This window comes from Actinomyces sp. Marseille-P3109, from assembly GCF_900323545.1.
In the GTDB taxonomy this organism is placed as follows: domain Bacteria; phylum Actinomycetota; class Actinomycetes; order Actinomycetales; family Actinomycetaceae; genus Actinomyces.
Genome location: NZ_OOHN01000008.1, coordinates 1827929 through 1848820, shown reverse-complemented (window position 1 = coordinate 1848820; position 20892 = coordinate 1827929). Strand labels below are relative to the sequence as shown.

At 71.5% G+C, this 20892-nt stretch carries 17 protein-coding genes; 9 read left to right on the top strand and 8 right to left on the bottom strand.

Annotated features, from left to right (window positions below):
• Positions 1 to 150 precede the first annotated feature (150 nt).
• From BQ8008_RS08060 to BQ8008_RS08050, 3 genes are read left to right on the top strand one after another with little or no spacing between them, the layout of a single operon-like run.
• Positions 151 to 471 carry a WhiB family transcriptional regulator gene (locus tag BQ8008_RS08060; RefSeq protein WP_003779817.1) on the top strand — a complete coding sequence of 107 codons (321 nt, stop codon included), beginning with the start codon at positions 151 to 153 and terminating at the stop codon, positions 469 to 471.
• A complete protein-coding gene (locus tag BQ8008_RS08055) occupies positions 468 to 4571 on the top strand; it encodes a glycosyltransferase (protein ID WP_108833559.1) in 4104 nt (1367 codons plus the stop codon). Before BQ8008_RS08060 ends, BQ8008_RS08055 begins: the two co-directional genes overlap by 4 nt.
• On the top strand, positions 4568 to 6535 hold the full coding sequence (locus BQ8008_RS08050; protein ID WP_108833558.1) for a DUF5719 family protein: 1968 nt from the start codon (positions 4568 to 4570) through the stop codon (positions 6533 to 6535). The genes BQ8008_RS08055 and BQ8008_RS08050 overlap by 4 nt, the downstream gene beginning before the upstream one ends.
• Positions 6536 to 6649: 114 nt before the next feature.
• Here the strand turns inward: BQ8008_RS08050 and BQ8008_RS13710 are convergent, their stop codons facing one another.
• On the bottom strand, positions 6650 to 7126 hold the full coding sequence (locus BQ8008_RS13710; protein WP_234415293.1) for a metallopeptidase family protein: 477 nt from the start codon (positions 7124 to 7126) through the stop codon (positions 6650 to 6652).
• Positions 7127 to 7234: 108 nt separating this feature from the next.
• On the opposite strand from BQ8008_RS13710, the gene BQ8008_RS08040 reads away from it, so the two are divergent.
• Both BQ8008_RS08040 and BQ8008_RS08035 read left to right on the top strand, forming a co-directional pair.
• A complete protein-coding gene (locus BQ8008_RS08040; RefSeq protein ID WP_234415292.1) occupies positions 7235 to 7603 on the top strand; it encodes a DUF3499 domain-containing protein in 369 nt (122 codons plus the stop codon).
• On the top strand, positions 7600 to 7845 hold the full coding sequence (locus BQ8008_RS08035) for a Trm112 family protein (protein ID WP_108833556.1): 246 nt from the start codon (positions 7600 to 7602) through the stop codon (positions 7843 to 7845). Before BQ8008_RS08040 ends, BQ8008_RS08035 begins: the two co-directional genes overlap by 4 nt.
• A 39-nt stretch (positions 7846 to 7884) precedes the next feature.
• Here BQ8008_RS08035 and BQ8008_RS08030 read toward each other — a convergent pair whose 3' ends face one another.
• Positions 7885 to 8766: an RDD family protein gene (locus BQ8008_RS08030; protein WP_108833555.1), complete on the bottom strand. Its 882-nt coding sequence runs from the start codon at positions 8764 to 8766 to the stop codon at positions 7885 to 7887.
• A 14-nt stretch (positions 8767 to 8780) separates the two neighbouring features.
• Here BQ8008_RS08030 and BQ8008_RS08025 point away from each other — a divergent pair, with 14 nt between their 5' ends.
• Positions 8781 to 9776: a stage II sporulation protein M gene (locus BQ8008_RS08025; RefSeq protein ID WP_108833554.1), complete on the top strand. Its 996-nt coding sequence runs from the start codon at positions 8781 to 8783 to the stop codon at positions 9774 to 9776.
• A gap of 56 nt (positions 9777 to 9832) precedes the next feature.
• Here BQ8008_RS08025 and BQ8008_RS08020 read toward each other — a convergent pair whose 3' ends face one another.
• The 5 genes from BQ8008_RS08020 to BQ8008_RS13450 form a co-directional block, all read right to left on the bottom strand.
• Entirely contained in the window at positions 9833 to 11125 is a 1293-nt protein-coding gene (locus BQ8008_RS08020; RefSeq protein ID WP_108833553.1) for a DUF58 domain-containing protein, read from the bottom strand.
• A gap of 67 nt (positions 11126 to 11192) precedes the next feature.
• Positions 11193 to 12263, bottom strand: coding sequence for an AAA family ATPase (locus BQ8008_RS08015; RefSeq protein WP_234415291.1), 1071 nt, complete (start codon positions 12261 to 12263; stop codon positions 11193 to 11195).
• The gene (locus BQ8008_RS08010) at positions 12260 to 13462 is read right to left on the bottom strand and encodes a DUF4350 domain-containing protein (protein WP_108833552.1); all 1203 of its coding nucleotides are present in this window, start codon (positions 13460 to 13462) and stop codon (positions 12260 to 12262) included. The genes BQ8008_RS08015 and BQ8008_RS08010 overlap by 4 nt, the downstream gene beginning before the upstream one ends.
• The gene (locus BQ8008_RS08005; protein WP_108834795.1) at positions 13459 to 14148 is read right to left on the bottom strand and encodes a DUF4129 domain-containing protein; all 690 of its coding nucleotides are present in this window, start codon (positions 14146 to 14148) and stop codon (positions 13459 to 13461) included. Before BQ8008_RS08005 ends, BQ8008_RS08010 begins: the two co-directional genes overlap by 4 nt.
• A 16-nt stretch (positions 14149 to 14164) precedes the next feature.
• Positions 14165 to 15532 (bottom strand): DUF7847 domain-containing protein, encoded by a 1368-nt coding sequence (locus BQ8008_RS13450; RefSeq protein ID WP_199907961.1) that lies wholly within the window; start codon positions 15530 to 15532, stop codon positions 14165 to 14167.
• Positions 15533 to 15801: 269 nt separating this feature from the next.
• Here BQ8008_RS13450 and mtrA point away from each other — a divergent pair, with 269 nt between their 5' ends.
• The 3 genes from mtrA to BQ8008_RS07985 are packed head-to-tail and all read left to right on the top strand — an operon-like array spanning position 15802 to position 20154.
• Complete coding sequence (mtrA, locus tag BQ8008_RS07995; RefSeq protein ID WP_108833550.1) at positions 15802 to 16482, top strand: MtrAB system response regulator MtrA; 681 nt, start codon at positions 15802 to 15804, stop codon at positions 16480 to 16482.
• A gap of 34 nt (positions 16483 to 16516) precedes the next feature.
• On the top strand, positions 16517 to 18400 hold the full coding sequence (gene mtrB, locus BQ8008_RS07990; protein WP_108833549.1) for an MtrAB system histidine kinase MtrB: 1884 nt from the start codon (positions 16517 to 16519) through the stop codon (positions 18398 to 18400).
• Complete coding sequence (locus BQ8008_RS07985; RefSeq protein ID WP_234415290.1) at positions 18397 to 20154, top strand: GerMN domain-containing protein; 1758 nt, start codon at positions 18397 to 18399, stop codon at positions 20152 to 20154. The genes mtrB and BQ8008_RS07985 overlap by 4 nt, the downstream gene beginning before the upstream one ends.
• A gap of 85 nt (positions 20155 to 20239) precedes the next feature.
• Here the strand turns inward: BQ8008_RS07985 and hpf are convergent, their stop codons facing one another.
• Positions 20240 to 20890 (bottom strand): ribosome hibernation-promoting factor, HPF/YfiA family, encoded by a 651-nt coding sequence (gene hpf / locus BQ8008_RS07980; protein WP_108833548.1) that lies wholly within the window; start codon positions 20888 to 20890, stop codon positions 20240 to 20242.
• Positions 20891 to 20892 lie beyond the last annotated feature (2 nt).

Below are 20892 nucleotides of genomic sequence, written 5' to 3'. Positions count from 1 at the left end.
GGTGTAAGCCAGATGGGGTTCTTCCTTGAGATATCAAGGAATGCAGCGATGGTCACGAGAGGGTGAAGTTTCCCTCCCCGGCTTGACTGGCCTTGTCTCACACGCATGTAATTCTTACTGACAAGAAGCTCGGATCGAAGGGAGGCCAGCATGTGGAACATCCTCGGCGACGGCCCGCTGAAGCAGCCGGAGGAGCCTGACGCAGAGGTGCTCTCGCTCCTCTTCGGCGGTGGCGATGACGTCGATGAGGGACCCCTGGCGTGGCAGGAGCGCGCACTGTGCGCTCAGACGGACCCAGAGGCGTTCTTCCCTGAGAAGGGTGGTTCCACACGTGAGGCCAAGCGGGTCTGCGCGACTTGCGAGGTCCGTGAGGAGTGCCTCGAGTACGCCCTCGCCAACGACGAGCGCTTCGGTATCTGGGGCGGCATGTCGGAGCGCGAACGGCGCAAGCTCAAGCGTCGCGCGGTATGACCCGCACCGGCTCCGCGCAGGGAGCCAGTCGGGTAGGAGCCCTGGCCGTCGTTGTGTCGGCCGGGGCGAGCCCGTTTCTGGCGCAGACACTGACTGGAATCGCCTCGCAGACCTGCCCGCCGGACGTCGTCCTCGTCGTCGACGTCGCCTCGCGGGCCAACGGGCTGGGGGACGGGACTCCGATCGAGGAGCTCGTCGAGAGCTCCGGACTCGACACCGCCAGCGCGGTGCGCGTCGTCCGCGTCAAGGAGGCCAAGAGCTTCGGTGACGCAGTCTCGCGGGGGCTCGCCGCCTACGCCGAGCTCGTTGCCGCCGGCAACCGCAGGCGCCGAGGCACAGGAGCCATGGACGGCGTCGACGGGACGGACGGCTCGGACACCGACGGGTCATCAAGCGGATCGCGCACCTCCGTGCGCGACCTGCTGCTGACCGGATCCGGTCCCATCACCGGCCCCACCGGTGCGCTCTCGCCGATCACCTCCTACGAGCAGCAGCTCGTGGCGCCCGTGCAGGCCAGTCAGGAGACGCCGGAGCACCAGGTGTGGTTCTGGCTCCTCCACGACGACTCCGCCCCGGAGGAGGACTGCCTCGAAAAGCTCCTCACCGCCGTGACCAACGCCCGCTCGGTCGGAATCGTGGGCCCCAAGCAGGTGGGCTGGGACAATCCCGAGCTGCTCCTGGAGGTCGGGCTGCGCGCCACGGCATCGGCCCGGCGCGCCAACGACATCGTCCCCGGCGAGGTCGACCAGGGCCAGCACGACGACCGCAGCGACGTCCTGGCGGTGGGTACCGCCGGCGCCCTCATCGACCGCGCCGTGTGGGAGGAGATCGGTGGCATCGCCCCGTGGCTGGGCCCCTTCGGCGACGGCCTGGAGCTCTCCCGTGCAGCGCGCCTGGCCGGATACCGGGTCATCGTCGAGCCCACCGCCGTCATCCGCCATCGCCGGGCCTCCTACCAGGGACTGCGCCGGCCCGCCCACGTCTCCCACGCCTCTCGGCCCGAGTCCCGCACCGATGCCGAGGCCATCGAGGTCCGGCTCCCCGCACCCGATCCCGAGCGATCCTTCCGCGCTCGCCGCAGCGCCCAGCTGACCAACTGGGCGGCCTTCTCCACCCGGCCCATCGGCCTGCTGCTGACCTGGTTCGTCATCCTCGGGGCGATGCGGGCCGTGTGGCGGCTCGCCTCCAAGGCGCCGGCGCTCGCCCGTGACGAGCTCGGCGCGGCCCTGGCCGTCGCCGGGCGCGGACGCAGGATCAAGGCGGCCAGACGCCGGCTCGCCCGGCACACCAAGGTGCCCGCCTCCGCGCTGGGACGCCTCTACGCCACTCCGGCCGAGATCCGCGGCGTGCGCCGTGACCGCACCCGTCAGGAACGGGAGCGCCGTGCTCGCGCGGCAGCCCCCAGCGAGCTCGAGCTGCGTGAGCTCGCCGCACTGGCCCGTAGCCGACGTCGGACGCTGGGCGCCGTCATGGTGGCGGTGGCGGCGCTGAGCACCTACGGCCTGTCCCGGCTGCTGCTCACCCGTTCTGTCACCGGTGGGGCGCTACCCCTGTTCAACGGCGGCTGGCGGCAGATGTGGGAAGCCGCCTGGACCACCTGGATCGCCACCGGCGACGGCTACCCGGGCGGTATCACGCCGCTGCTGGCGATCCTGTCCGCGCCGATGGCGCTGGGCCAGCTCCTCGGAATGGGGGCCGGCACCCTTGTGCGCGGCCTCGTGTTCCTGGCCGTGCCGCTCGCCGCTCTGGGGGCCTGGTTCGCCGCCGGCACCATGACCCGGAAGGTGGCCCTGCGCGCCTGGGCCGCGCTCGTGTGGTCCCTGGCTCCCGGTCTGCTGCTCGCCCTGGGGCAGGGGCGCCTCGGCGCGCTCCTGGTCCACCTCGTCCTTCCCTGGGCGCTACTGGCCCTGGCCCGCGCCGTGGGCGCCGACCGGCGCGACCTCGTGCTGTCCGGGCTCGTGGGGGCGCACCTGCTCACTGATGACGAACGGGCCGAGCTCGACCGATTCTCCACCGAGAGGGTCACCGACCTGGCCCACCTCGACGAGGAGGCAGCGGCCGAGGCGAGCTCCGACGACGCCCGCGAGGCGGCCGATGGGCCGGTGCATGACTCCGGTGAGTCGGCGGATAAGACGGCGGAGGGCGCCGCGTCGGCCGAGTCTGACGCGGACTCGAGCAGCGAGGCCTCCGCCGACGGTAAGGACGGTGACTGCGGTGACGGCTCCGGCGAGGACCGTGCTGAGGACGATGAGGAGACCGGTCGGGCGGCCTCGGCTCTCGCCACGGCCCGCGAGGTCCTGCAGTCCTTCAGCGTCCCCGACCCTGCCGCCCCGGAGACCGAGGTCGACCTGCCCTCCACCGAGAAGTACGGCTACGGGTCGGCGACGGCCGCCGCCGTCGCCGGACTGCTGCTGAGCGTCGTCGTCGCGGCCGTCCCGGCCACCGCGGCCGTGCTCGCCGTCATCGTCGTCCTGCTGTCGGTCACGACGCGGCGCGGCTTCAAGCTCATCCTCACCCTGGTCCCCATGGCTGTCACCGCCGCCCCGGCCTGGTGGGGCGCGTGGCGACTGGGGCAGAGGGACGGCTGGGCCGAGGGCATCCGGCTGCTGCTGACCGACATCGGACTGCCCGTCTCCGTTCCGACGCCGAGCAGCCTTGATCTGCTGGCCGGCTCACCGATCGCCCTCGACGCGATCGTTCCCGCCGGCGTCCTGAGCGCCGTGGTTCGGGTGCTGCTGCTCCTGGTCCCGGTTCTCGGCGTCGTCGGCCTGTTCGTCTCCCGGCGCGTGCGGGCGGCCCGCACCGGCATCCTCCTGGCCCTCGGCGGTCTGGCGCTGGCGGGGCTCTCGCTGCGCACGCCCACCGGCCTGGGTGGCGATGTCTCCGGAGCCGGTCTGACCCCCGTGACCGGGTGGGCCGGGGCCGGAGTCTCCCTGGCCCTGAGCGGATTCCTCACCGCGGCCCTGCCCGCCGGGGAGACCATCTGGGACATGGTCAGCCGGCGCGCCGCCCACGGCCGCAGGGCCCTGGTGCGCAGGAGCCGCAAGGATGCTGAGACCGCCTCCTCCGCGAGCGATGCGCCGCGTACGGCAGCCGCCGGCTCACGGCGGATCACGGTGGCCCTCGCCGTCGCCGCCTGCCTCATCCTGCTCGCCCCGGTGATGGTCGGTGCCGCCTGGTCGCTCCAAGCCCACGGCGGCAGCAACCCGCAGGTCATGGCGCTGCGCCCCACGACCCAGCAGGTTCCCATCATCGCCGAGCAGTTCCAGAGCTCGGCCACGGCGGGTCGCGTCCTCAAGCTCACCTCCACCTCCGAGGGCCTCCAGGCCACCATCTGGCGCGGACCCGGCACCCAGGTCAGTGATGTCCTGCCCGGTGCGGTCAACGCCGAGACGCGCAGCCGAGCCGGCAGCGCCCTGGCCGACCCCCGCCTGAAGCCCACGGCCGGTCGGAGCGCGGATCTGAGCACGGCACCCACGGGCCAGGGCCTGGTCCTGGAGGATCCGGCCGACGCCGAGCTCGCCCAGCTCGTCACCCGCGCCACCGCCGGACAGGACAAGGATGTCGCCGATGCCCTGGCGGCACACGGCATCGCCGTCGTCCTGCTTGCGGACAAGGACGGCGACGCCGTCACCGCTGAGGCCCGCGTGGGCCTGACCTCCACACCCGGCCTGGAACAGCTTGCTCAGACGGCCTCGGGCAACTCCTGGCGAGTCACCTCGTCGGCCCACCCCGACTCGGCCCGCCTGAGCCTCATCGACGACGGCGGCGATGTCACCACGGTCGCCTCCACCGGGGCCGGCCCCGGAACCCGCACCCGGATCCCCGCCGGTGCGAGCACCCGAACCCTTGTCATGGTCGAGCGGGCCGATGCTGGATGGAGGGCCACCCTCGACGGCCGCCGCCTCGAGCCCACCACCGTTCCCGGCCAGGACGGAGGCTGGAAGCAGGGCTTCGCCGTCGGCCCCGAGGCCGGGGAGCTGGTCGTGACCCACGTCCGCCGGTCCACCTCGCTCCTGACCTACACGATCTGGACCGTGTGGGCCCTGACCCTCGTGGCAGCGCTGCCCCTGCGACGCGGAAAGGAAGTGGCCTCATGACCCGGCCCCACGACGGCGACACCGCGCGCCACTTGGAGCGCGACGCCGAGAACGACTCGCCCACCGACCCCCGGCCCGGTTCTGAGAGCCACGCCGACCAGCGCGACTCCGATGCGTCGGAGCGCCACGAGACCACTCCGGAGACGGACCAGACGGACCAGGCCGACGGCGCGCTCACCGCGGCGGATGAGGCCGGTGAGGAGCACCGCGCCGACTCCGGGGGCGAGCGCTCCGAGGACTCCTCCGAGGGCATCGACAGCGCCGACGCAGCTGACGCGGCTGACCCGGTGGACAACGACAGCGAGGAGCCGATCGAGTCGACCGGCGCCGATGCCTCTGTCGAGACCGACGGCCCCACCGACGCCGAGGCTCCCGGGCGCTCGAGGTCGAATGCCTCCTCCGGGGAGCCTCCGGCCGGCTCCAGGCGGCACCGCCGCAGCGTGGGGCAGTCGATCGTCCGCGGCGTCGGCATTCTGACCTCGATCGCACTCGCCGGCGCCATCGGCGGTCTCACCTGGTGGGGGCACGCCACCCCGACGGCGCCGACCCCGCAGCTCCAGGCCCTCAGCCTGGCCGAGCCCGGAGCCTCGACCACCTACGTGTGCCCCCATGCGCCCACCAACACGCTGCGGGGCACCGACGTCGGCGCCATGGAGTCGACCGCCACCCTCATCCCTGCCGGCGGGGCCGAGGCGATCCAGTCCGCCACCTACGCCGACCAACCCGTCCCCACTGACGCCACCACCTCACTGAGCACCGCCGAGGGCGGCATCCTCGCCCTCGTCCCCGCCGACGGCCAGGTCGCCAACGCCGTCGGATCGGTGACCACCCTGACCCAGAGCGGTGACCTACGCGGGCTGACCACCGCCCCCTGCGCGCAGCCGGCCGCCATGTCCTGGATCGTGGGCGGCTCCATCGCGGCCGGCTCATCGGCCGAGCTGCGTCTGACCAACCCCGGCGCCACCCCCGCCACCGCGAAGGTGAACCTCTACGGATCCATCGGACCCCTCAGCCTGCCCAGCAACGGCGAGGTCACCATCCCCGCGGGCGGCTCCTCCTCCCTGACCCTGGAGACGAAAGGCAGCCAGGACCCGCGCATCGCCGTGTCCATCGAGGCCGATGGCGGTTCCGTGGTCCCCACCCTCGTCACCGAGTCCCTCGACGGGGAGACGCCCGCCGGCACCGACGTCATCACCCCCGGAGCCGCCCCGAGCACCGACCTCGTGGTCCCCGGAGTCGAGATCGTCGAGCCCGCCTCCCAGGGGGAGGTTCCCGATGCCACGACCGGCGCGGACTCCTCCGACAGCCCTGCGGTGCGCATCGTCAACCCCGGGCAGGCCCCGGCCACCGTGTCGGTGACCATGCTCGCCAAGGACGGGGCCCGCCCACTGGCCGGGGCCCAGTCGGTGACGGTCGACGCCGGCTCCGTCTTCGATATCTCTCTGGCCGGCGTGCCCGCAGGCACTTACGGGGTGCAGGTCACCTCAAGCACCCCGGTGGGAGCGGCCGTGCGCATGGTGCGCAGCGCCGCCGAGTACCCGGAGCGCTCCCAGGCCCTCATCCACGACCAGGCCTGGGCGCAGGCAGCCCTGCCGGGTGCCGCCGACTCCGGCCTCCTGGCGGTGCCTCGCGCGTCCTCCCTGACCTCCGCGGTCACCGTGGCCAACAGCGGGAACGACGCCACCGTGACCCTGTCCTCCCTCGACGGCTCCTGGAGCCAGGATGTCGCTGTCGCCAAGGGCAGCGCCACCGCCGTCGAGGTCCCGGCCGAGGTCGCTGCCGTCCGCCTGAGCGCAGGCGGGCGGGAGGCCTCCTCGGGGACGTCGCGCACGCCGAGCGGCCTGGCCGCCGCCACGATCGTGACGGCTCAGGCCGGAGGGGATATGGCCGGCACGCTCATCTCCACGATTCCCGCCCAGCCCGACGCCGCCGTCCAGGCCCAGCGTCGCATCCTGTTGGGCTGAGGACTCGTGCTCATCAGCCCGTTGCCGAGCCGCGCGGATCTCGCGCGGCCCTGCGGAGAATCTGTCCGGCCACTTGAAGGATGTCGGTCCTGGGCGGGGAGGAGGGCCGCCCCCTCACAGCCTCGAGTCGGGATCAATCTCCTCGGGCCGGCGCCCCAGCATGAGGGCCACCTGCTCGACGACGACCCGGCGCACCAGGTCGGCCAGGTCCGCCTCGTCCGTGGCCCGTGAGGCCACCGGGCGCCGGTAGATGACGACCCGCGCCGGCAGTCCCGCGCGCGGCTCCGCGGCGAAGCCACGCCCCAGCACCACTGAGCGCTCCCACGGCGCCGGATCCGAGGGGGGCACCTCCTCGACGGCGAACTGGATCTGGTTCACGGTCGGCCAGCGCCTGGCCAGATCCTGGGCCGAGTCCACGACGAGCTCGTCTAAGCGCTCGGCCCGGGTGCGCCAGGCCGGTAGGTTCGGCGGCAGGAGCGGACCGCGCAGCCCCCGACCGTGACGATCACGACGCCTGGCCCGACGCCGCGCGGCCTCAGCGGCGGATCGCGGCGGAATCGGTCCGGGCGAGAAGGGGAACAGGTCGGTCACGTCCGTCAGCCTAGGCGCCGTCTGGATGACCGCCGGGCAGCGGCACGGTAACCTGCGGGCGTGAGAAGAGTCCGACACTGCCGCAAGCCCGGCTGCGAGCGTCCAGCCGTGGCCACCCTGACTTCCGTCTACGCGGACTCCACCATCGTGCTGGGGCCGCTGGCCACCGAGGCCCAGCCCGAGGCCTACGACCTGTGCGAGAAGCACGTCTCCTCCTTCACCGCCCCCCGTGGCTGGCAGATCATCCGCCTGGCCACCGAGTTCGAGCCGGCGCCCCCCAGTGAGGACGACCTCCTGGCCCTGGCCGACGCCGTCCGCGAGGCCTCCCGCGCCCCGCGCCCCGTCTCCTCACCGGCCGAGCACCGCCCCCGACTCGGAGCGACCGCCCCGCTGCCGCCCCCGCCGGAGGTCGCCGAGGACGAGATCCTGCGGCGCGGCCATCTGCGGGTACTGCGCGGACAGAAGGACGACGCATGAGCCCGCGTGCGGACGACTCCCGCTCCGAGTCGGGGGCACCGGTCCTGACCGGAGCGCTCCGGGCCGCTCTGCGCTGCCCTCTGAGCGGGGAGGAGCTCATGAACGGCGTCGACGACTCCGGCCGCCTCGCCCTCATCTCCCAGACCGTCGGTCTGGCCTACCCGGTGCGCGACGGTGTCCCGATCCTCCTGGTCCATGAGGCGCTGCGCACGTCTGTGACGGCTTCCGAGCCCCAGTCCTGAACCGGGACCGCCCCTCCACGAGAGGCATCCCCGGGGCGGTCAGTGCCGTCGTGTCTCCCTGCCGATCCCGTAGGGCGGGCGCGCCATGTCGTTGCGCACCTCCTCCTCCAGGCGTCGGTCCCGGGTCTCCAGCACCAGCTCACGATTGCGTCGCTCGGTGAGCACCGCGGCGAGGAACCGTTCGGGGTGCGTGCCCGGGGGCGGCGGAGGAGAGACGTATCCCTGGACATGGGACGCCAGCCCGAGCCCCAGACGGGAACGGGAGGCGGGAGTCAGGGAGGAGGCCCGTTGCAGGAAGGTCCGCGCCGTCAGGCTCAGCTCTCCGGGCAGACCGCGCAGGTCAGTGCCCGCCGCCCACTGGGCCAGCTCCGGCGGCATGAGCAGGGGAGGGGGCGTGGCGGAACGGTGACGGTCGCGAACCACGTAGGTGCCCGCCAGCAGGTCCCCGAGCCGCTTTCCCCGCTTGGAGACGATGCTGATGCACACAGCCGGCATGGCCCAGGTCAGCCAGATCTCGACCACGGCGAGCAGGGTCCGCACCAGGCAGTGACGCAACCTGACGGTACCGCCGTCGTCGCGAACCACCCGGGTCCCGGTCACCATGCGCCCCAGGCTCCGGCCCCCACTGAGGAGCTCAACGAGAAGGGGGATGACGACCATCCAGGCCAGGGCGACCAGGGCGATTATCGCCCTGACGAAAGCGAGGTTCTCGCCTAGTCCTGGCCCGTCAGCGGTCGCCAGGACCACCACCCCGAACATGGACAGGGCCCCGCCCAGGAGGTAGGCGGCGTAGTCGATGATCCCCGAGGTGATGCGATTGACAACCGTTGCGGGGACGACCTCCAGGGCGACGGCCTCACCGGTGACCATGAGCTCGCGCTCGATCATCCGCTCGGAGGATGTGGACGACTCGGTCACCATGACAGACTCCTTGCGTGGATCTTGATGCCTTCGCTGTTGCGCACCGTGATCAGTGGGAACGTCTTGACGCGCTCGTGGCGCGTCGCCACCTCAGTGGTGCTGAGACCGATGAGCTCGTGGCCCTCTACCGCACCTGCGCCCGCCACCTGTCCCGGGTGCGTTCGGCGGCACCGGATCCACAGCTCATCGCCGAGCTGTCCTCCCGGGTGGCGACTGCCCGCGGCCGTCTGACTGGGACGCGGGAGGTGCGCACTCACGCGGTTCGCCGGTTCGTGCTCCAGGTCGTGCCGGCCGCCCTCTACCGGATCCGTTGGTGGACCTGCGGGGTCATGGTCGTCGAGATCGCCCTGGCCGTGGCGGTTGGTGCGTGGACCCTGCACAGCCCCGAGGCCATGGCCTCCCTGGGGACCCCCGGGGAGCTGGACAAGTACGCCCACGAGTCCTTCGAGTCCTACTACTCCACCTACTCCGCCCGGGACTTCGCCGCCCAGGTGTGGACCAACAACGCCCGGATCGCGGCGATCTGCGTGGCCAGCGGGATCACGGGGCTCCTGCCGCTCTACTTGCTGTACCAGAACGCCGTCGCCCTGGGGCAGACCGGGGCGGTCATGACCGACCACGACATGCTCGGCGTGTTCCTGTCGCTCATCTCCCCTCATGGGCTGCTGGAGCTGACCTGCGTCTTCATCGCGGGCGCTGCGGGGCTCAAGCTGTTCTGGACCATGCTGGTTCCCGGCCCCCGCAGCCGCTCCATCGCCCTGGCCGCGGAGGGGCGAGCCCTCATCACGGTGACCGTGGGCCTGACCGTGGCCCTGGCCGTCGCCGGCTTCATCGAGGCCTTCGTGACTCCGGCACCCATTCCCTGGCCGGTCAAGATCGCCATCGGCGCCGGAGCGCTGGCGCTGCTGTGGGCCTACACACTGATCCTGGGACGCTCCGCCGTTATCGGCGGGGTCACCGGTGACCTCGAGGAGGATGAGGCCGGCTACATCCGGCCCGAGGTCGGCTGACCGGTGCGCCGTCGTGCGCCCGTCGACCGGGCGCCGGACGCCGATGCTGGTACGTATCACAGTCGCCCCGCCGCCTTGAGGTCCAGGTAGCAGTCGGCCAGCGCCGGGGCGAGTCCCTGGTCGGGCGCCTCGACGACCTCCACCCCGCCGCGGTGCAGGCGGCGACGGACCGCCTCCAGCTCCACCAGGTCCTTCTCGGCCGACGCCGCCACGTAGACGGAGTCGGCGTCGTCTCGCGCGGCCCGCAGCTCCTCAAGCTCCGGGTCCAGAGCCGAGGCGAGGACGACCGTGTGGTCGCGGGCCAGCGTCGTCAGGGTGCGGATCATCACCGCGTCCCCGCCGCTGCCGTCGAGGGCGGAGATGACGACGACCAGGGCTCGTTGCGAGAGCGCCGTGCGCACCCGGGAGGCCAGCATCGTCCAGTCCAGCTCGGTCAGGCGGGGCTCGACGGTGGCCAGGTGGTCGGCCAGCGCGTTCATGAGCACCGGCCCGGAAGTGCCCCGCACCTGGGCGCGGACGGCGTCGTCCAGTGCCATGACGTCGACCCGGTCGCCGGCGCGGGAGGCCAGGGCGGCCAGCAGCAGGGTCGCCTCGATCTGGGCGTCGAGCCGGGGCGCGTCCCCCAGACGGGCTGCCGATAGCCGGCCAGAGTCGATGACGATGAGGACACGCCGGTCGCGTTCGGGACGCCAGGTGCGCACCAGGACCTCGCCGCGGCGGGCGGTGGAGCGCCAGTCGATGGAGCGCACGTCGTCGCCGACGACGTACTCGCGCAGGGAGTCGAACTCGGTTCCCTCGCCGCGCACCATAACCGCGCTGCGCCCGTCCATCTCCCGCAGGCGGGCCAGGCGCGAGTGCAGGTGACGCCGTGACCGGAAGGCCGGCAGCACCCTGACGACCGCCGGCACCCTCAGGGAGGCCTGACGCCCCGCGATCCCCAGGGGGCCGACGACCCGGACGGTCAACGCCCCCGCCTCACGGTCCCCTCGGCGCAGGGGGGTCAGCACAGTGGAGTGCCGACGCCGCTGCCCCGCGGGGATGTGCATCTCGCCGCGCTCGTGGGTCGCCCCCGCGCTGGGCGGCCAGGCGTCGCGCAGCAGGACCCGCATCGTGCGCCGGCCGGTGTTGGTGACTGTCAGCGTCGAGGTGACGGATTCGCCCAGCCGCACGCCGTGCGCCACGGCGCGCGAGGCCCGCAGCAGACGGGGCGAGGGCGCGTAGACGACGTCGATCACGACCAGGAGCAGCACGACGCCGGCCCAGCCCAGCGCGGTCGCCGGGCGGGGGACGAGGAGGACCAGGACGATCCCCGGAAGCAGCGCCCACACGGCGCGCATCGTCAGGAACATGCCTCTCCTGTCATGAGTTGGTCGGGTGAGTCGGGTGAATGGTCGGGGCGGCGCGTCGGCCGGGCCCTCAGCGCGGAACCGGGACGGTCCTCAGGACGGACTCGACGACCGACTGGGGGGTGACGCCCTCCATCTCGGCCTCGGCGCGCAGCTGGATGCGGTGACGCAGGGTCGGCAGGGCCAGTGCCTTGATGTCATCGGGGGTGACGAAGGATCGGCCCGCCAGCCACGCCCAGGCCCGCGACGCCGCCAGGAGCGCGGTGGCGCCACGCGGAGAGACCCCCAGGGCCACCGACGGCATCGAGCGGGTGGCGCGCACGAGGTCGACCGCGTAGGCCAGCACCTCGGGGGTGGCCCCCACGGTGCTCACCTGGGTACGGGCCAGCGCCAGGTCCTCGGCGCTGGCCACCGCCTGCAGCCCGACCGAGAGCAGGTTGCGTGGGTCGAAGCCCGAGGCGTGGCGGGAGAGGACCTCGATCTCCTGGGCCCGTTCGGGAAGAGGCAGCACCAGCTTGAGCAGGAACCGGTCCAGCTGGGCCTCGGGCAGCGGGTAGGTCCCCTCGTACTCCACCGGGTTCTGGGTGGCGATCACCATGAAGGGATCCGGCAGGGCCCGGGGCTCGCCGTCAACGGAGACCTGGCGCTCCTCCATGGCCTCCAGCAGCGCCGACTGCGTCTTGGGCGGGGTGCGGTTGATCTCGTCGGCCAGGAGGAGGTTGGTGAAGACCGGCCCGGCCCTGAAGGAGAACTGGGCGCTGCGGGAGTCGTAGATGAGGGAGCCGGTGACGTCGCCGGGCATGAGGTCGGGGGTGAACTGGATGCGCTTGGTCTCCACGTCCAGCGCGGTCGCCAGGCAGCGCACCAGGAGGGTCTTGGCGACCCCGGGAACCCCCTCGAGCAGGACGTGCCCGCCCGCGAGCATGGCGATGACCAGGCCTGTCACCGCGGCGTCCTGGCCGACGACGGCCTTGCCCACCTCGCTGCGCACGGCCACGAGCCGCCTGCGCGGGTCGGCCCCGGCGCTCTGGTGGGCGCTCGGGGCTCCCGGGCCCTGGGGGGCCGGAGAAGGCCGGGCGTCGCCGCCTACGCGGCTTGTGCCGCCCAGGTTGCTGGTGGAGTCGGTGCTGTCCGTGCTCATTGGGAGTGAACCTCGCTCTCGAGTTGGTCAAGCTGAACTGCCAGGGTCGCCAGGGCCCTGTTGCTGGTCGGTGGCGGACCGTAGAGGAGAGAGTCCACCGTGGACGGATCGATTCCGGAGGCCTGGGCCACAGCCGCCACCAGGTCGCGGCGCGACGTCCCGGGGGGCAGCCCCAGGGCGGTGCCCAGGCGCAGCGCGGCGCCTGAGCGCAGCGCCTCGGCCGCACGAGGGCGGTCCGAGCCCTGTCGGTAGAGACGGCCTCGCGCCAGTGTGGTCTCGGTGGAGCGCACGACGACGGGCAGGTCCTCGGTGATGAGCCCTCCGAAGCGACGCCCCTGGACCACGGCCAGGACGCCTCCCATGAGGAGGAGCTGAAGGATGAGGACCGGCAGCCAGGCGGGCGTGGACGGAGAGTTCCACACGGAGGGGGCCTCGATGTGGCTGCCGTCCAGCCACACGACCTCGTCATGATGGCCCAGCATGCGCACGCTCAGGGCGGCGTGCCCCTCCTGAGCCAGGTGCGCGTTGGTCGCGGGCCCCGGATCGGGGAGAACCCTCAACCTGGCACCGCTGGGAAGGGCGTCGGTGGCGTAGGCGTAGCGGTCCTCGCCGACCGGGAAGCAGCCGACGGCGTCATCGTCGTCCTGCAGCGACACCGAGGCCTGTGCGCCGGCCAGCGCCTGGGCCGCCTGGGCGTCGTCGTCGGCGCACTCCGCCTTCAGGGTGGTGGAGGCCGGGGCCGCTGAGCCCTTGCTGGCCATGTCCGTCAGCCCGTCCAGGGCGCTGCTACCGCCCTGGGCGCCGATGACGACGACGTCTCCGGCCGAGCGGGCCAGGGACTCCCGCTCGTCCTGGCTGAGGCGGTTGGCGTTGACCACGGCGATGGTGGCCCCGTGACGGCTCGCCGCCAGCGCTGCGGAGGTGTTGCCCACCTTGCTCACGGAGATCCCCTCATGGCGCAGCAGCTCTGCGAGGGCCATCGTTCCCGACGCGCCGGGGTTGTCGATGGCCAGGGGGGTATGCGAGGTCGTCGGCCTGGTCCACAGGGTGACCAGGGCGGAGATGAGGATGAGGGTCAGGGGGACGAGCACCGCACGCCAGCGGCGCCACCGGTGGGACCAGTGCGGGCTGGTCACCTGGTCGGTGGAGGCCTCCGACTGGGGAGGGGACGGTGGCGAGGTCCGGGTCGACGAGCTCATGCGGGCGCCCCCGGGAGCGTCACGGGGGCGCCGACGAGTGCGTCCTGACGGTCGACGGGTACGGTGACCTGGGCCACCTGCTCGGCCAGCTCGCGCATCTGCTGGTCCTGGGTCCGGGTGGAGACCACCCGGCCGTAGAGCACGGCGTCGAACAGGTGCGCCGCCTCGTAGAGCGGGGCCACGACCGGGTGCTCGCCGAGGGACTGGTGCGTGAGCGCGGCGGCCTCCAGCGCCGTCATGCCCGGGTACTCGTCGATGACGCCGTGCTCATCGAGGGACCGGATGATGGCCCGGAATCGCTCGACGACGGCGGTGGCGAAGTCGGCCCGCTCGGCCGCCTCGTCCGCGGCCCGGGTCAGGGTGGCGGCGTCGCGGTCGTCGGTGAACACCGACAGCGGCGCTGTCCTGACCCGGCGTGCCGAGGTGAGCCGGGTGGTCAGGAGGATCAGCAGGGCGATGACGGCGGCGCTGATGGTGACGACGATCGCCGTTGACACCCAGGGCGGGACCCCGGGGACCAGGCTCTGGGTGTCCAGGAGGTCCAGGATCCATTGCCAGAACCGGTCCCACAGATCGGGGTGGTCCTGGTAGATCTCGCGGGAGAGCTCTTTGGTGGCCGCCCGACGAGCCTCATCGGCGTCGGGCGTGGCCGGTGCCTCGGCGCCGAGCGCGCCGATGGTGCTGATACTCACCACGAGCGGCTCACACTCCGGCGGCGCGCCGCAGCTCGACGTCCAGGCCCTCGGAGCGCATCCGCAGATCGGTGTAGATGAGGGCGACCACGGCGGAGTCGAAGGGCATGGTGACGGCCTGGATGAGGCTGGAGACGAGCACCGATCCGGCCAGGACGGCGAGCATCGCGTTGGGTGCCATGAGCGCCAGTCCCTGGGTCACGAAGTTCAGCGCGGAGGAGGCCGCCCAGCTGACGACGCTGATGATGATCGTCGAGAGCAGCCGAACGCCGACGACTCTCCAGAAGTAGCCGCGAGTCAGGGCCCAGGAGCGGGAGATCCCCTCGAAGACGCCGATGTTCTCCAGGATGAGAGCCGCCGGCGCCAGGCACAGCTTGCAGCCCAGGGCGAAGAGCCCCAGCATGAACGCGAGCGTCGCCACGACGAGCCCGATGATGGTGAGGACGATGAGCCCGGCGGAGCCGTCATCGCCGCCGTTGGCGATCACGCTGCTCATCGGCAGCCAGAAGACGCCGACCCCGATCGCGATGAAGACCACTGTCGCAACACCGAGGATGATCTGGATGATGATCACCTGACCGATGAGCGCCCCGACACGTGGCTTGGTGCGCTGCCACACGTCGCTCAGGGACGCCTTGCGGCCCAGGATCGTGCGCGAGACGGTGACGATGAGCAGGCCGGTGAGGATCGAGGCGGCGAATACCGTCAGCACACTGGTCAGGCCGGTCTGGACGACCAGGCCTGCTATCGATGACCAGAGCTTGTCCAGATTGGCCTCGATCTCGGCGTCAGTGAGCTCTTCCGAGGTGGTGACGCCCGGCAGGCTGAGTCGGGAGAAGAAGAAGGCGAAACCGCCGGCGGAGATGAGGCCCATAATGCTCATCACCACTAGTGAGGGGACGAACATCGCCTTGGGATTGGCGCGCAGCGACTCGAAGGCCCCGCCGAGGATCTCCCCGATGGACAGCGGACGCAGCGGGATGATCGCCGGCTTGGGGGCGATGACCGACGAGTAGCCGGTGTAGTCCGTGTAGCCGGCAGAGCCGGGGTACGGCGTGTAGCCGGGACCGTAACCGCCGGATCCGGGGTTACCGGGGCCGTATCCGCCACCCGGTCCGTATCCCGGTTGGCCACCGGCTGGTGGCGGTGGGTATCCAGGGGCTGAGCCCGGCTGGCCCACCGGCGGTGTCTGGTAGTTGCCGTAGCCGGACTGCGGTGATCCCTGCGACGGGTAGGGGGATGCCCCGCTGAACGTCCCGGAGTCGGGGGCCTGCCATCCGTCCTGGTCGCCGCCGACTGAGCCGCCCGCCATGGCGGGGGCCTCACCGCTCGCGTTGCTGCTCGGGTCGAGGTTGTCGGAGTGGGGGTCGGTGCTCATAAGCCCATGCTGTCACGTCTGCCTGCGGCAGCGCCCTCCCTCTGGAGGAGGAAATCGTGCCGGGAGGAGCGATTGAGCCGCAGGTGCGCCCCGAGGGGACGTCCGGCGAAGATCACGGTTCGGCTGCAATATTCCCGGTTCCCAGGTGCGCCTGTACCGTTTTTTCCCGTAACTGAAGGGATTCTCCTAAAATCCTGAGGAAAGTGTGAACGCCATCCCAGTGTCCTAGATGTCCCTTGGCTCCCGGGGCTCATGCCAAGATACGGGCTATGAGCACGCGCATTCTGGTCGTCGACGACGATGCATCCCTGGCCGAGATGATCGGCATCATGCTGGAGTCGGAGAGCTACACGCCCACCCTTTGTCATGACGGGGCCAAGGCCCTGGACGCCTTCCATGAGGTCAACCCCGACCTCGTCCTCCTCGACCTCATGCTCCCGGGGCTCGACGGTGTCGAGATCTGCCGGCTCATCCGCTCCGAGTCCGACGTGCCGATCATCATGCTGACCGCGCGCACCGACACCCAGGACGTCGTCGCCGGTCTCGAGGCCGGCGCGGACGACTACGTGACCAAGCCCTTCAAGTCCAAGGAGCTGCTGGCCCGCGTCTCCACCCGCCTGCGCCGCACCAACCCGGGCGCGGCCGAGCACGTGCGCGCCGGGGACCTCGACATCGATGTCGCCGGTCACCAGGTCAAGCGCGGTGAGTCGGTCATCGCCCTGACGCCTCTGGAGTTCGAGCTGCTGGTGACCCTGGCCCGTTCCCCCTGGAAGGTCTTCACCCGTGAGGAGCTCCTCAGCCAGGTGTGGGGTTATCAGCACCCGGCCGACACCCGCCTGGTCAACGTCCACGTCCAGCGCCTGCGGGCCAAGATCGAGAAGGACCCCGAGCGCCCCTCGATCGTGGTGACGGTGCGCGGTGTCGGCTACAGGGTCGGCGAATCCGCGTGAGCGACGGCGCATCGGGCGCCCTACAATGAACCCGATGCGTAATTCAGTGGGCACGTCGATGGGCTCATCGGTGGGCACTGCGGAGGAACGGATCGTTCGGCGTCTGCCCCTGCCGGGGCTGCTGCGCCGCAGCCTCGAGGTACGCATGGTGTGTACCGCCACCGTCATCGGCCTGCTCCTCATCGTCCTGCTGCTGACCTTCGTGACCGACCGGATCCGGTCGGAGGTGTTTGCCGACCAGCGCGACGTCATCCTTGCCGATGCCGCGCTGCGTGCCAGCGTCGCCCAGGCCGAGTTCGACTCGACCACCGCCGTGACCGTCGACGAGGTGTCCGCCACCGCGGAGCAGCAGGTCAACGTTGCCAAGGACTCGATCTCCTCCTCCGGCGGCGTCGGGGTCCTCATGCTGCGCAACCAGGAGGAGACCTCCACAACAGTGGTCAACGACCTGGAGACGGACACCCGCCTGCGCTCCCTCATCACCGATGAGATGACCAAGGCCCTTGACGAGGGCGGGGCCCGCTCGCAGCACTGGCAGTCGGTGGCGGTGCCCAACGCCGAGGGCGGCACCGACCCGGGCCTCATCGTGGGGACCCGCGTGAGCCTGCCCCTGGCCGGGGAGCACGACCTCTACCTCGTCTACAGCCTGGCCAGCGAGCAGCGCATCGTCTCCCTGGCCTCGCGCAACATCACCATCGGCGGCCTGGGCTTCCTGGCCATCCTCATCGTCGTGGTGTGGGCCTTCACCCGTTGGGTGCTCAGCCCCGTACGCCACACCGCCCGGGCCGCCGAGCGCCTGGCCTCCGGGCTGCTGGCCGAGCGCCTGAGCATCGAGGGCGAGGACGAGATCTCCACCTTGGCCAGGTCCTTCAACCACATGGCGACCTCTTTGGAGGACCAGATCGAGCGGCTGGAGTCCCTGTCCAAGGTGCAGCGCCTCTTCGTGTCCGACGTCTCCCACGAGCTGCGCACCCCGCTGGCCTCCATCCGCCTGGCCACCGAGCAGATCCAGGACGCTCGCGAGGAGATCTCCGACCCCTTCGCCCTGCGCAGTATCCAGGTGCTGTCCAGCTCGGTGGACCGCTTCGAGACCATGCTCACCGACCTGCTGGACATCTCCCGCATCGACTCCGGCAACGTCAAGCTCCGTCTGGAGGAGGTCGACCTCGCCCAGGTCGTCGACACCGTCATCGAGACCACCCAGTTCCACTTCGACGCCACCGGCACCGAGCTGCGCCTCCACCTTCCCGAGGAGCCTGCCACGGCGGAGGTCGACGTCACCAGGGTGGAGCGCATCATCCGCAACCTCGTGGTCAACGCGCTTGAGCACGGCGAGGGCAAGCCGCTGGACGTCACCGTCGCCGTGGACGCGGACGCGGTGGCCGTGCGGGTGCGCGACCACGGGATCGGGATGAGCCCCGACATCGTCGCCAAGGTCTTCGACCGCTTCTACCGCGCCGATCCCTCCCGCAAGCGCAGTCTGGGAGGCACCGGCCTGGGACTGTCCATTGCCATGGAGGACGCCCGACTGCACGGCGGACGCCTGTCCGCCTGGGGCTGGCCGGCCGACGGCGCCTCCTTCCTCCTGGTCCTGCCCCGCACCCAGGGGGCCGACGGCGGCCCGGGCCGGCTGGCCGGCCCCGGTCCTCTCGATCTCGTCCCCCAGGACGCGCCGGCGGTGGCTCGCGCGGGGATCCTGGCCGACGAGGACTCCTCCTTCTCCCCGGTCGGCCCGCTGGGGCCCGCCCCGGCCACGCGCCGGGCGCGCCAGAGCGTCGTCCTGGGAGACATCCCCCTGGCCGGGGAGAGCCACGACGCGGTCACCGAGGACGTCGGACGCGTCGTCGTCGTCCTGCCGGGGCAGGAGCCGGCCACCCGCACCCCCGAAGAGGTCGATGAGGAGGGCAGGCGTCGATGAACCACCACGTGAACCACTCCGGGAGCGGCCATGGGAATGGTCGTGGACGTCCGCTGGGCGCTGGGCGCCGGTTGACCCGCCGCGGTGCGCTGGGGCTGCTGTCGGCCACCGCCGCAGGAGTCCTGGGCGGGTGCACGGCGCTGCCGACCTCCAGCGGGGTCAGCCGCTCCGGAGTGGCCGCCTCCGACACCAACGCGCTCATCGAGACCGCCCCCGGGCCGGGTGAGGGCGATTCCGCCGAGGACGTCGTCAACGGCTTCCTGCGTGCCGCCATCGCCGGGTTCTCCGACGACTTCGCCACCGCCAAGCAGTTCCTCACCGAGCGCACCGCCACCCAGTGGAAGCCCCTGGAGACGGTGAGCGCCTACAGCGGCTCGACCGAGCCGCAGGTCTCGGTGGCGGCCGACGGTGCCTTCACGGTGACCTCCGGGCAGGTGGGGGTCCTGGACTCCCTGGGTGTCTTCACTCCGGCCCAGGAGGGGGCCACCTATGTCGGTGAGTTCTCCCTGGCCACCAACTCCACCGGCCAGTGGCGCATCGTCGGTCTGCCCCACGGGATCCTGCTGCCCTTCTCCCGGCTCATGCAGAACTTCGCGGTCAGTGCCCTGGCCTTCCTGTCGCGGGACCGGACCAGGTTCGTCTCCGAGCTGAGGTGGTACCCGCGCAGTTCGCAGGCCGACTCTCTGGTCTCCGGGTTGCTCGGAGGGCCCTCCGCATGGCTGAGCGATGGGGTCTTCAGCCTCATCCCGCGCAACGCCGAGCGCGCGAGCCGGGGCGTCGTCGTCGAGGCGGGGACTGCCACCGTCCACCTGAGCGCGGACTCCGACCCCGCCTCGGAGGAGGCGCGTCGGCTCATGGTGGCCCAGATCGAGCAGAGCCTCCTCCAGATCAGCGGCATCGACCGGGTCCGGGTGCTTGCGGGCACCGTCGACCTCGGTTCGGCCGCCCAGCTGACCCCGATGGCTCCGGAGGTCGGCGGCGTCGTGGGGATGTCGGAGGGCGCCGTCGTGCGCGGTACGGGTTCGAGCCGCGTCACCCTGGCGACCGATCGGGCCCTGGGGACCGGCGATGCCCGCAGCCCGAGCCTCGGTGCGGACGGGACCGTCTACGCGCTGTCGGCCTCCAGCCTGCTGCGTCTGCCTCAGGGGCAGGACTCCGCCAGCGTCATCCTGTCCGTGGGGGACCCCTCCGCGGGCGCCGGGGGACTGGGCGCGCCGCTGGGAGACCGGCACGGCTGGGCCTGGTTGCTGGCCGAGGGGCAGCTCACCGCCGTCAACGGCTCGGGGCAGCGCGCCTCCCTGGAGTCATCCTGGCTGCAGGAGGCCGCCATCGCTGCCTTCGACCTGTCCGTGGAGTCCGAGCGGATCGCCGTGCGGCGATCCGACGGCCGGGTCGCCGTTGCCGTCATCATCCGGGAGCAGGACGGCCGCCCCAAGGGGCTCGGGCCCGCTCTGGAGATGCCTCGCGCCGGTGGCGCGGGCACGAGCGGCATCTCCTGGTGCGCCCCTAACGCCGTGTGCGTCCTGGCCGACAGCAGCGCCGAGGGGAGTGGCGTGCCCGAGGTGCGCCTCGTCCAGATCGGCGGTGCGGTCAACACGCTCGTGGGTGTGAAGGAGGCCCATTCCGTCATCTCCGACCGCTCCGAGGAGTCCCTCCTCCTCATCGGCGACGGTGGCAAGACCTGGCAGCGCCGTGGGGCGACCTGGAGGGTGATCACCTCGGAGGTCGCCGACCCATCCTTCCCGCTTCCCTGAAACACCTGCCCTGAGACAGTCCGGGTGCTCCCGGCCCGCAGGGGCCGTGGAGCACCCGGAATCAGGGTGAGGGCGGGGCCTGAGGCTAGAGAACCTGCGCGTCCAGGCGGATGACGCCGTAGGTCCACCCGTGACGGTGGTAGACGGCGCAGGGCTGCTTGGAGGACTTCTCGATGAACAGGTAGAAGGGGTGTCCCACGAGCTCCATCTGGTTCAGGGCCTCGTCAACGGTCATCGGATTGGCCTCGTGCAGCTTCTGGCGCACGATCACCGGGGAGTCACCGAGCTGGGCCTCGACCGCGACACCGGGCTCGGTGGGAGCGGAGGGGGAGTCCTCGATCGGCGCGTCACTGGTGTCGGGGATGGCGGGCTCATCCGGGACTGATTCCGTCTGTGGATCCTCGCTGGGAGCCGCCACGGTGTGGCGACGGCGATGGTCCTTCATACGGTCCCGAGCCCGGCGCAGGCGCTCGGTCAGCTTTCCCATGGCGATATCAAAAGCGGCGAAGCGGTCTGAGGAGGATGCCTCCGCCCGGATGATCGGGCCCTTGGAGACGACGGTGATCTCTACTCTCTCGGCGGTGTCGGCCTGACGTGGGTTGCGCTCGTGGGTGACCTCCACCTCGACGCGCTGGACCCGGGGGTCGAACTGCTCTACCTTGACGGCCTTGTCCTCGACGTAGTCGCGCAGGCGAGAGCTGATCTCGGCGTTACGACCGACGACGGTGATATCCATGG

What these genes read in the sequence shown, in the direction of transcription:
- mtrB (WP_108833549.1), top strand. Translation starts at nt 16,517, where the DNA reads ATGCGTAATTCAGTGGGCACGTCGATGGGCTCATCGGTGGGCACTGCG.
- BQ8008_RS08020 (WP_108833553.1), bottom strand. Translation starts at nt 11,125, where the DNA reads ATGTTCCTGACGATGCGCGCCGTGTGGGCGCTGCTTCCGGGGATCGTC.
- BQ8008_RS08050 (WP_108833558.1), top strand. Translation starts at nt 4,568, where the DNA reads ATGACCCGGCCCCACGACGGCGACACCGCGCGCCACTTGGAGCGCGAC.
- hpf (WP_108833548.1), bottom strand. Translation starts at nt 20,890, where the DNA reads ATGGATATCACCGTCGTCGGTCGTAACGCCGAGATCAGCTCTCGCCTG.
- mtrA (WP_108833550.1), top strand. Translation starts at nt 15,802, where the DNA reads ATGAGCACGCGCATTCTGGTCGTCGACGACGATGCATCCCTGGCCGAG.
- BQ8008_RS08060 (WP_003779817.1), top strand. Translation starts at nt 151, where the DNA reads ATGTGGAACATCCTCGGCGACGGCCCGCTGAAGCAGCCGGAGGAGCCT.
- BQ8008_RS13450 (WP_199907961.1), bottom strand. Translation starts at nt 15,532, where the DNA reads ATGAGCACCGACCCCCACTCCGACAACCTCGACCCGAGCAGCAACGCG.
- BQ8008_RS08030 (WP_108833555.1), bottom strand. Translation starts at nt 8,766, where the DNA reads ATGGTGACCGAGTCGTCCACATCCTCCGAGCGGATGATCGAGCGCGAG.
- BQ8008_RS08010 (WP_108833552.1), bottom strand. Translation starts at nt 13,462, where the DNA reads ATGAGCTCGTCGACCCGGACCTCGCCACCGTCCCCTCCCCAGTCGGAG.
- BQ8008_RS08055 (WP_108833559.1), top strand. Translation starts at nt 468, where the DNA reads ATGACCCGCACCGGCTCCGCGCAGGGAGCCAGTCGGGTAGGAGCCCTG.
- BQ8008_RS07985 (WP_234415290.1), top strand. Translation starts at nt 18,397, where the DNA reads ATGAACCACCACGTGAACCACTCCGGGAGCGGCCATGGGAATGGTCGT.
- BQ8008_RS08015 (WP_234415291.1), bottom strand. Translation starts at nt 12,263, where the DNA reads ATGAGCACGGACAGCACCGACTCCACCAGCAACCTGGGCGGCACAAGC.
- BQ8008_RS08035 (WP_108833556.1), top strand. Translation starts at nt 7,600, where the DNA reads ATGAGCCCGCGTGCGGACGACTCCCGCTCCGAGTCGGGGGCACCGGTC.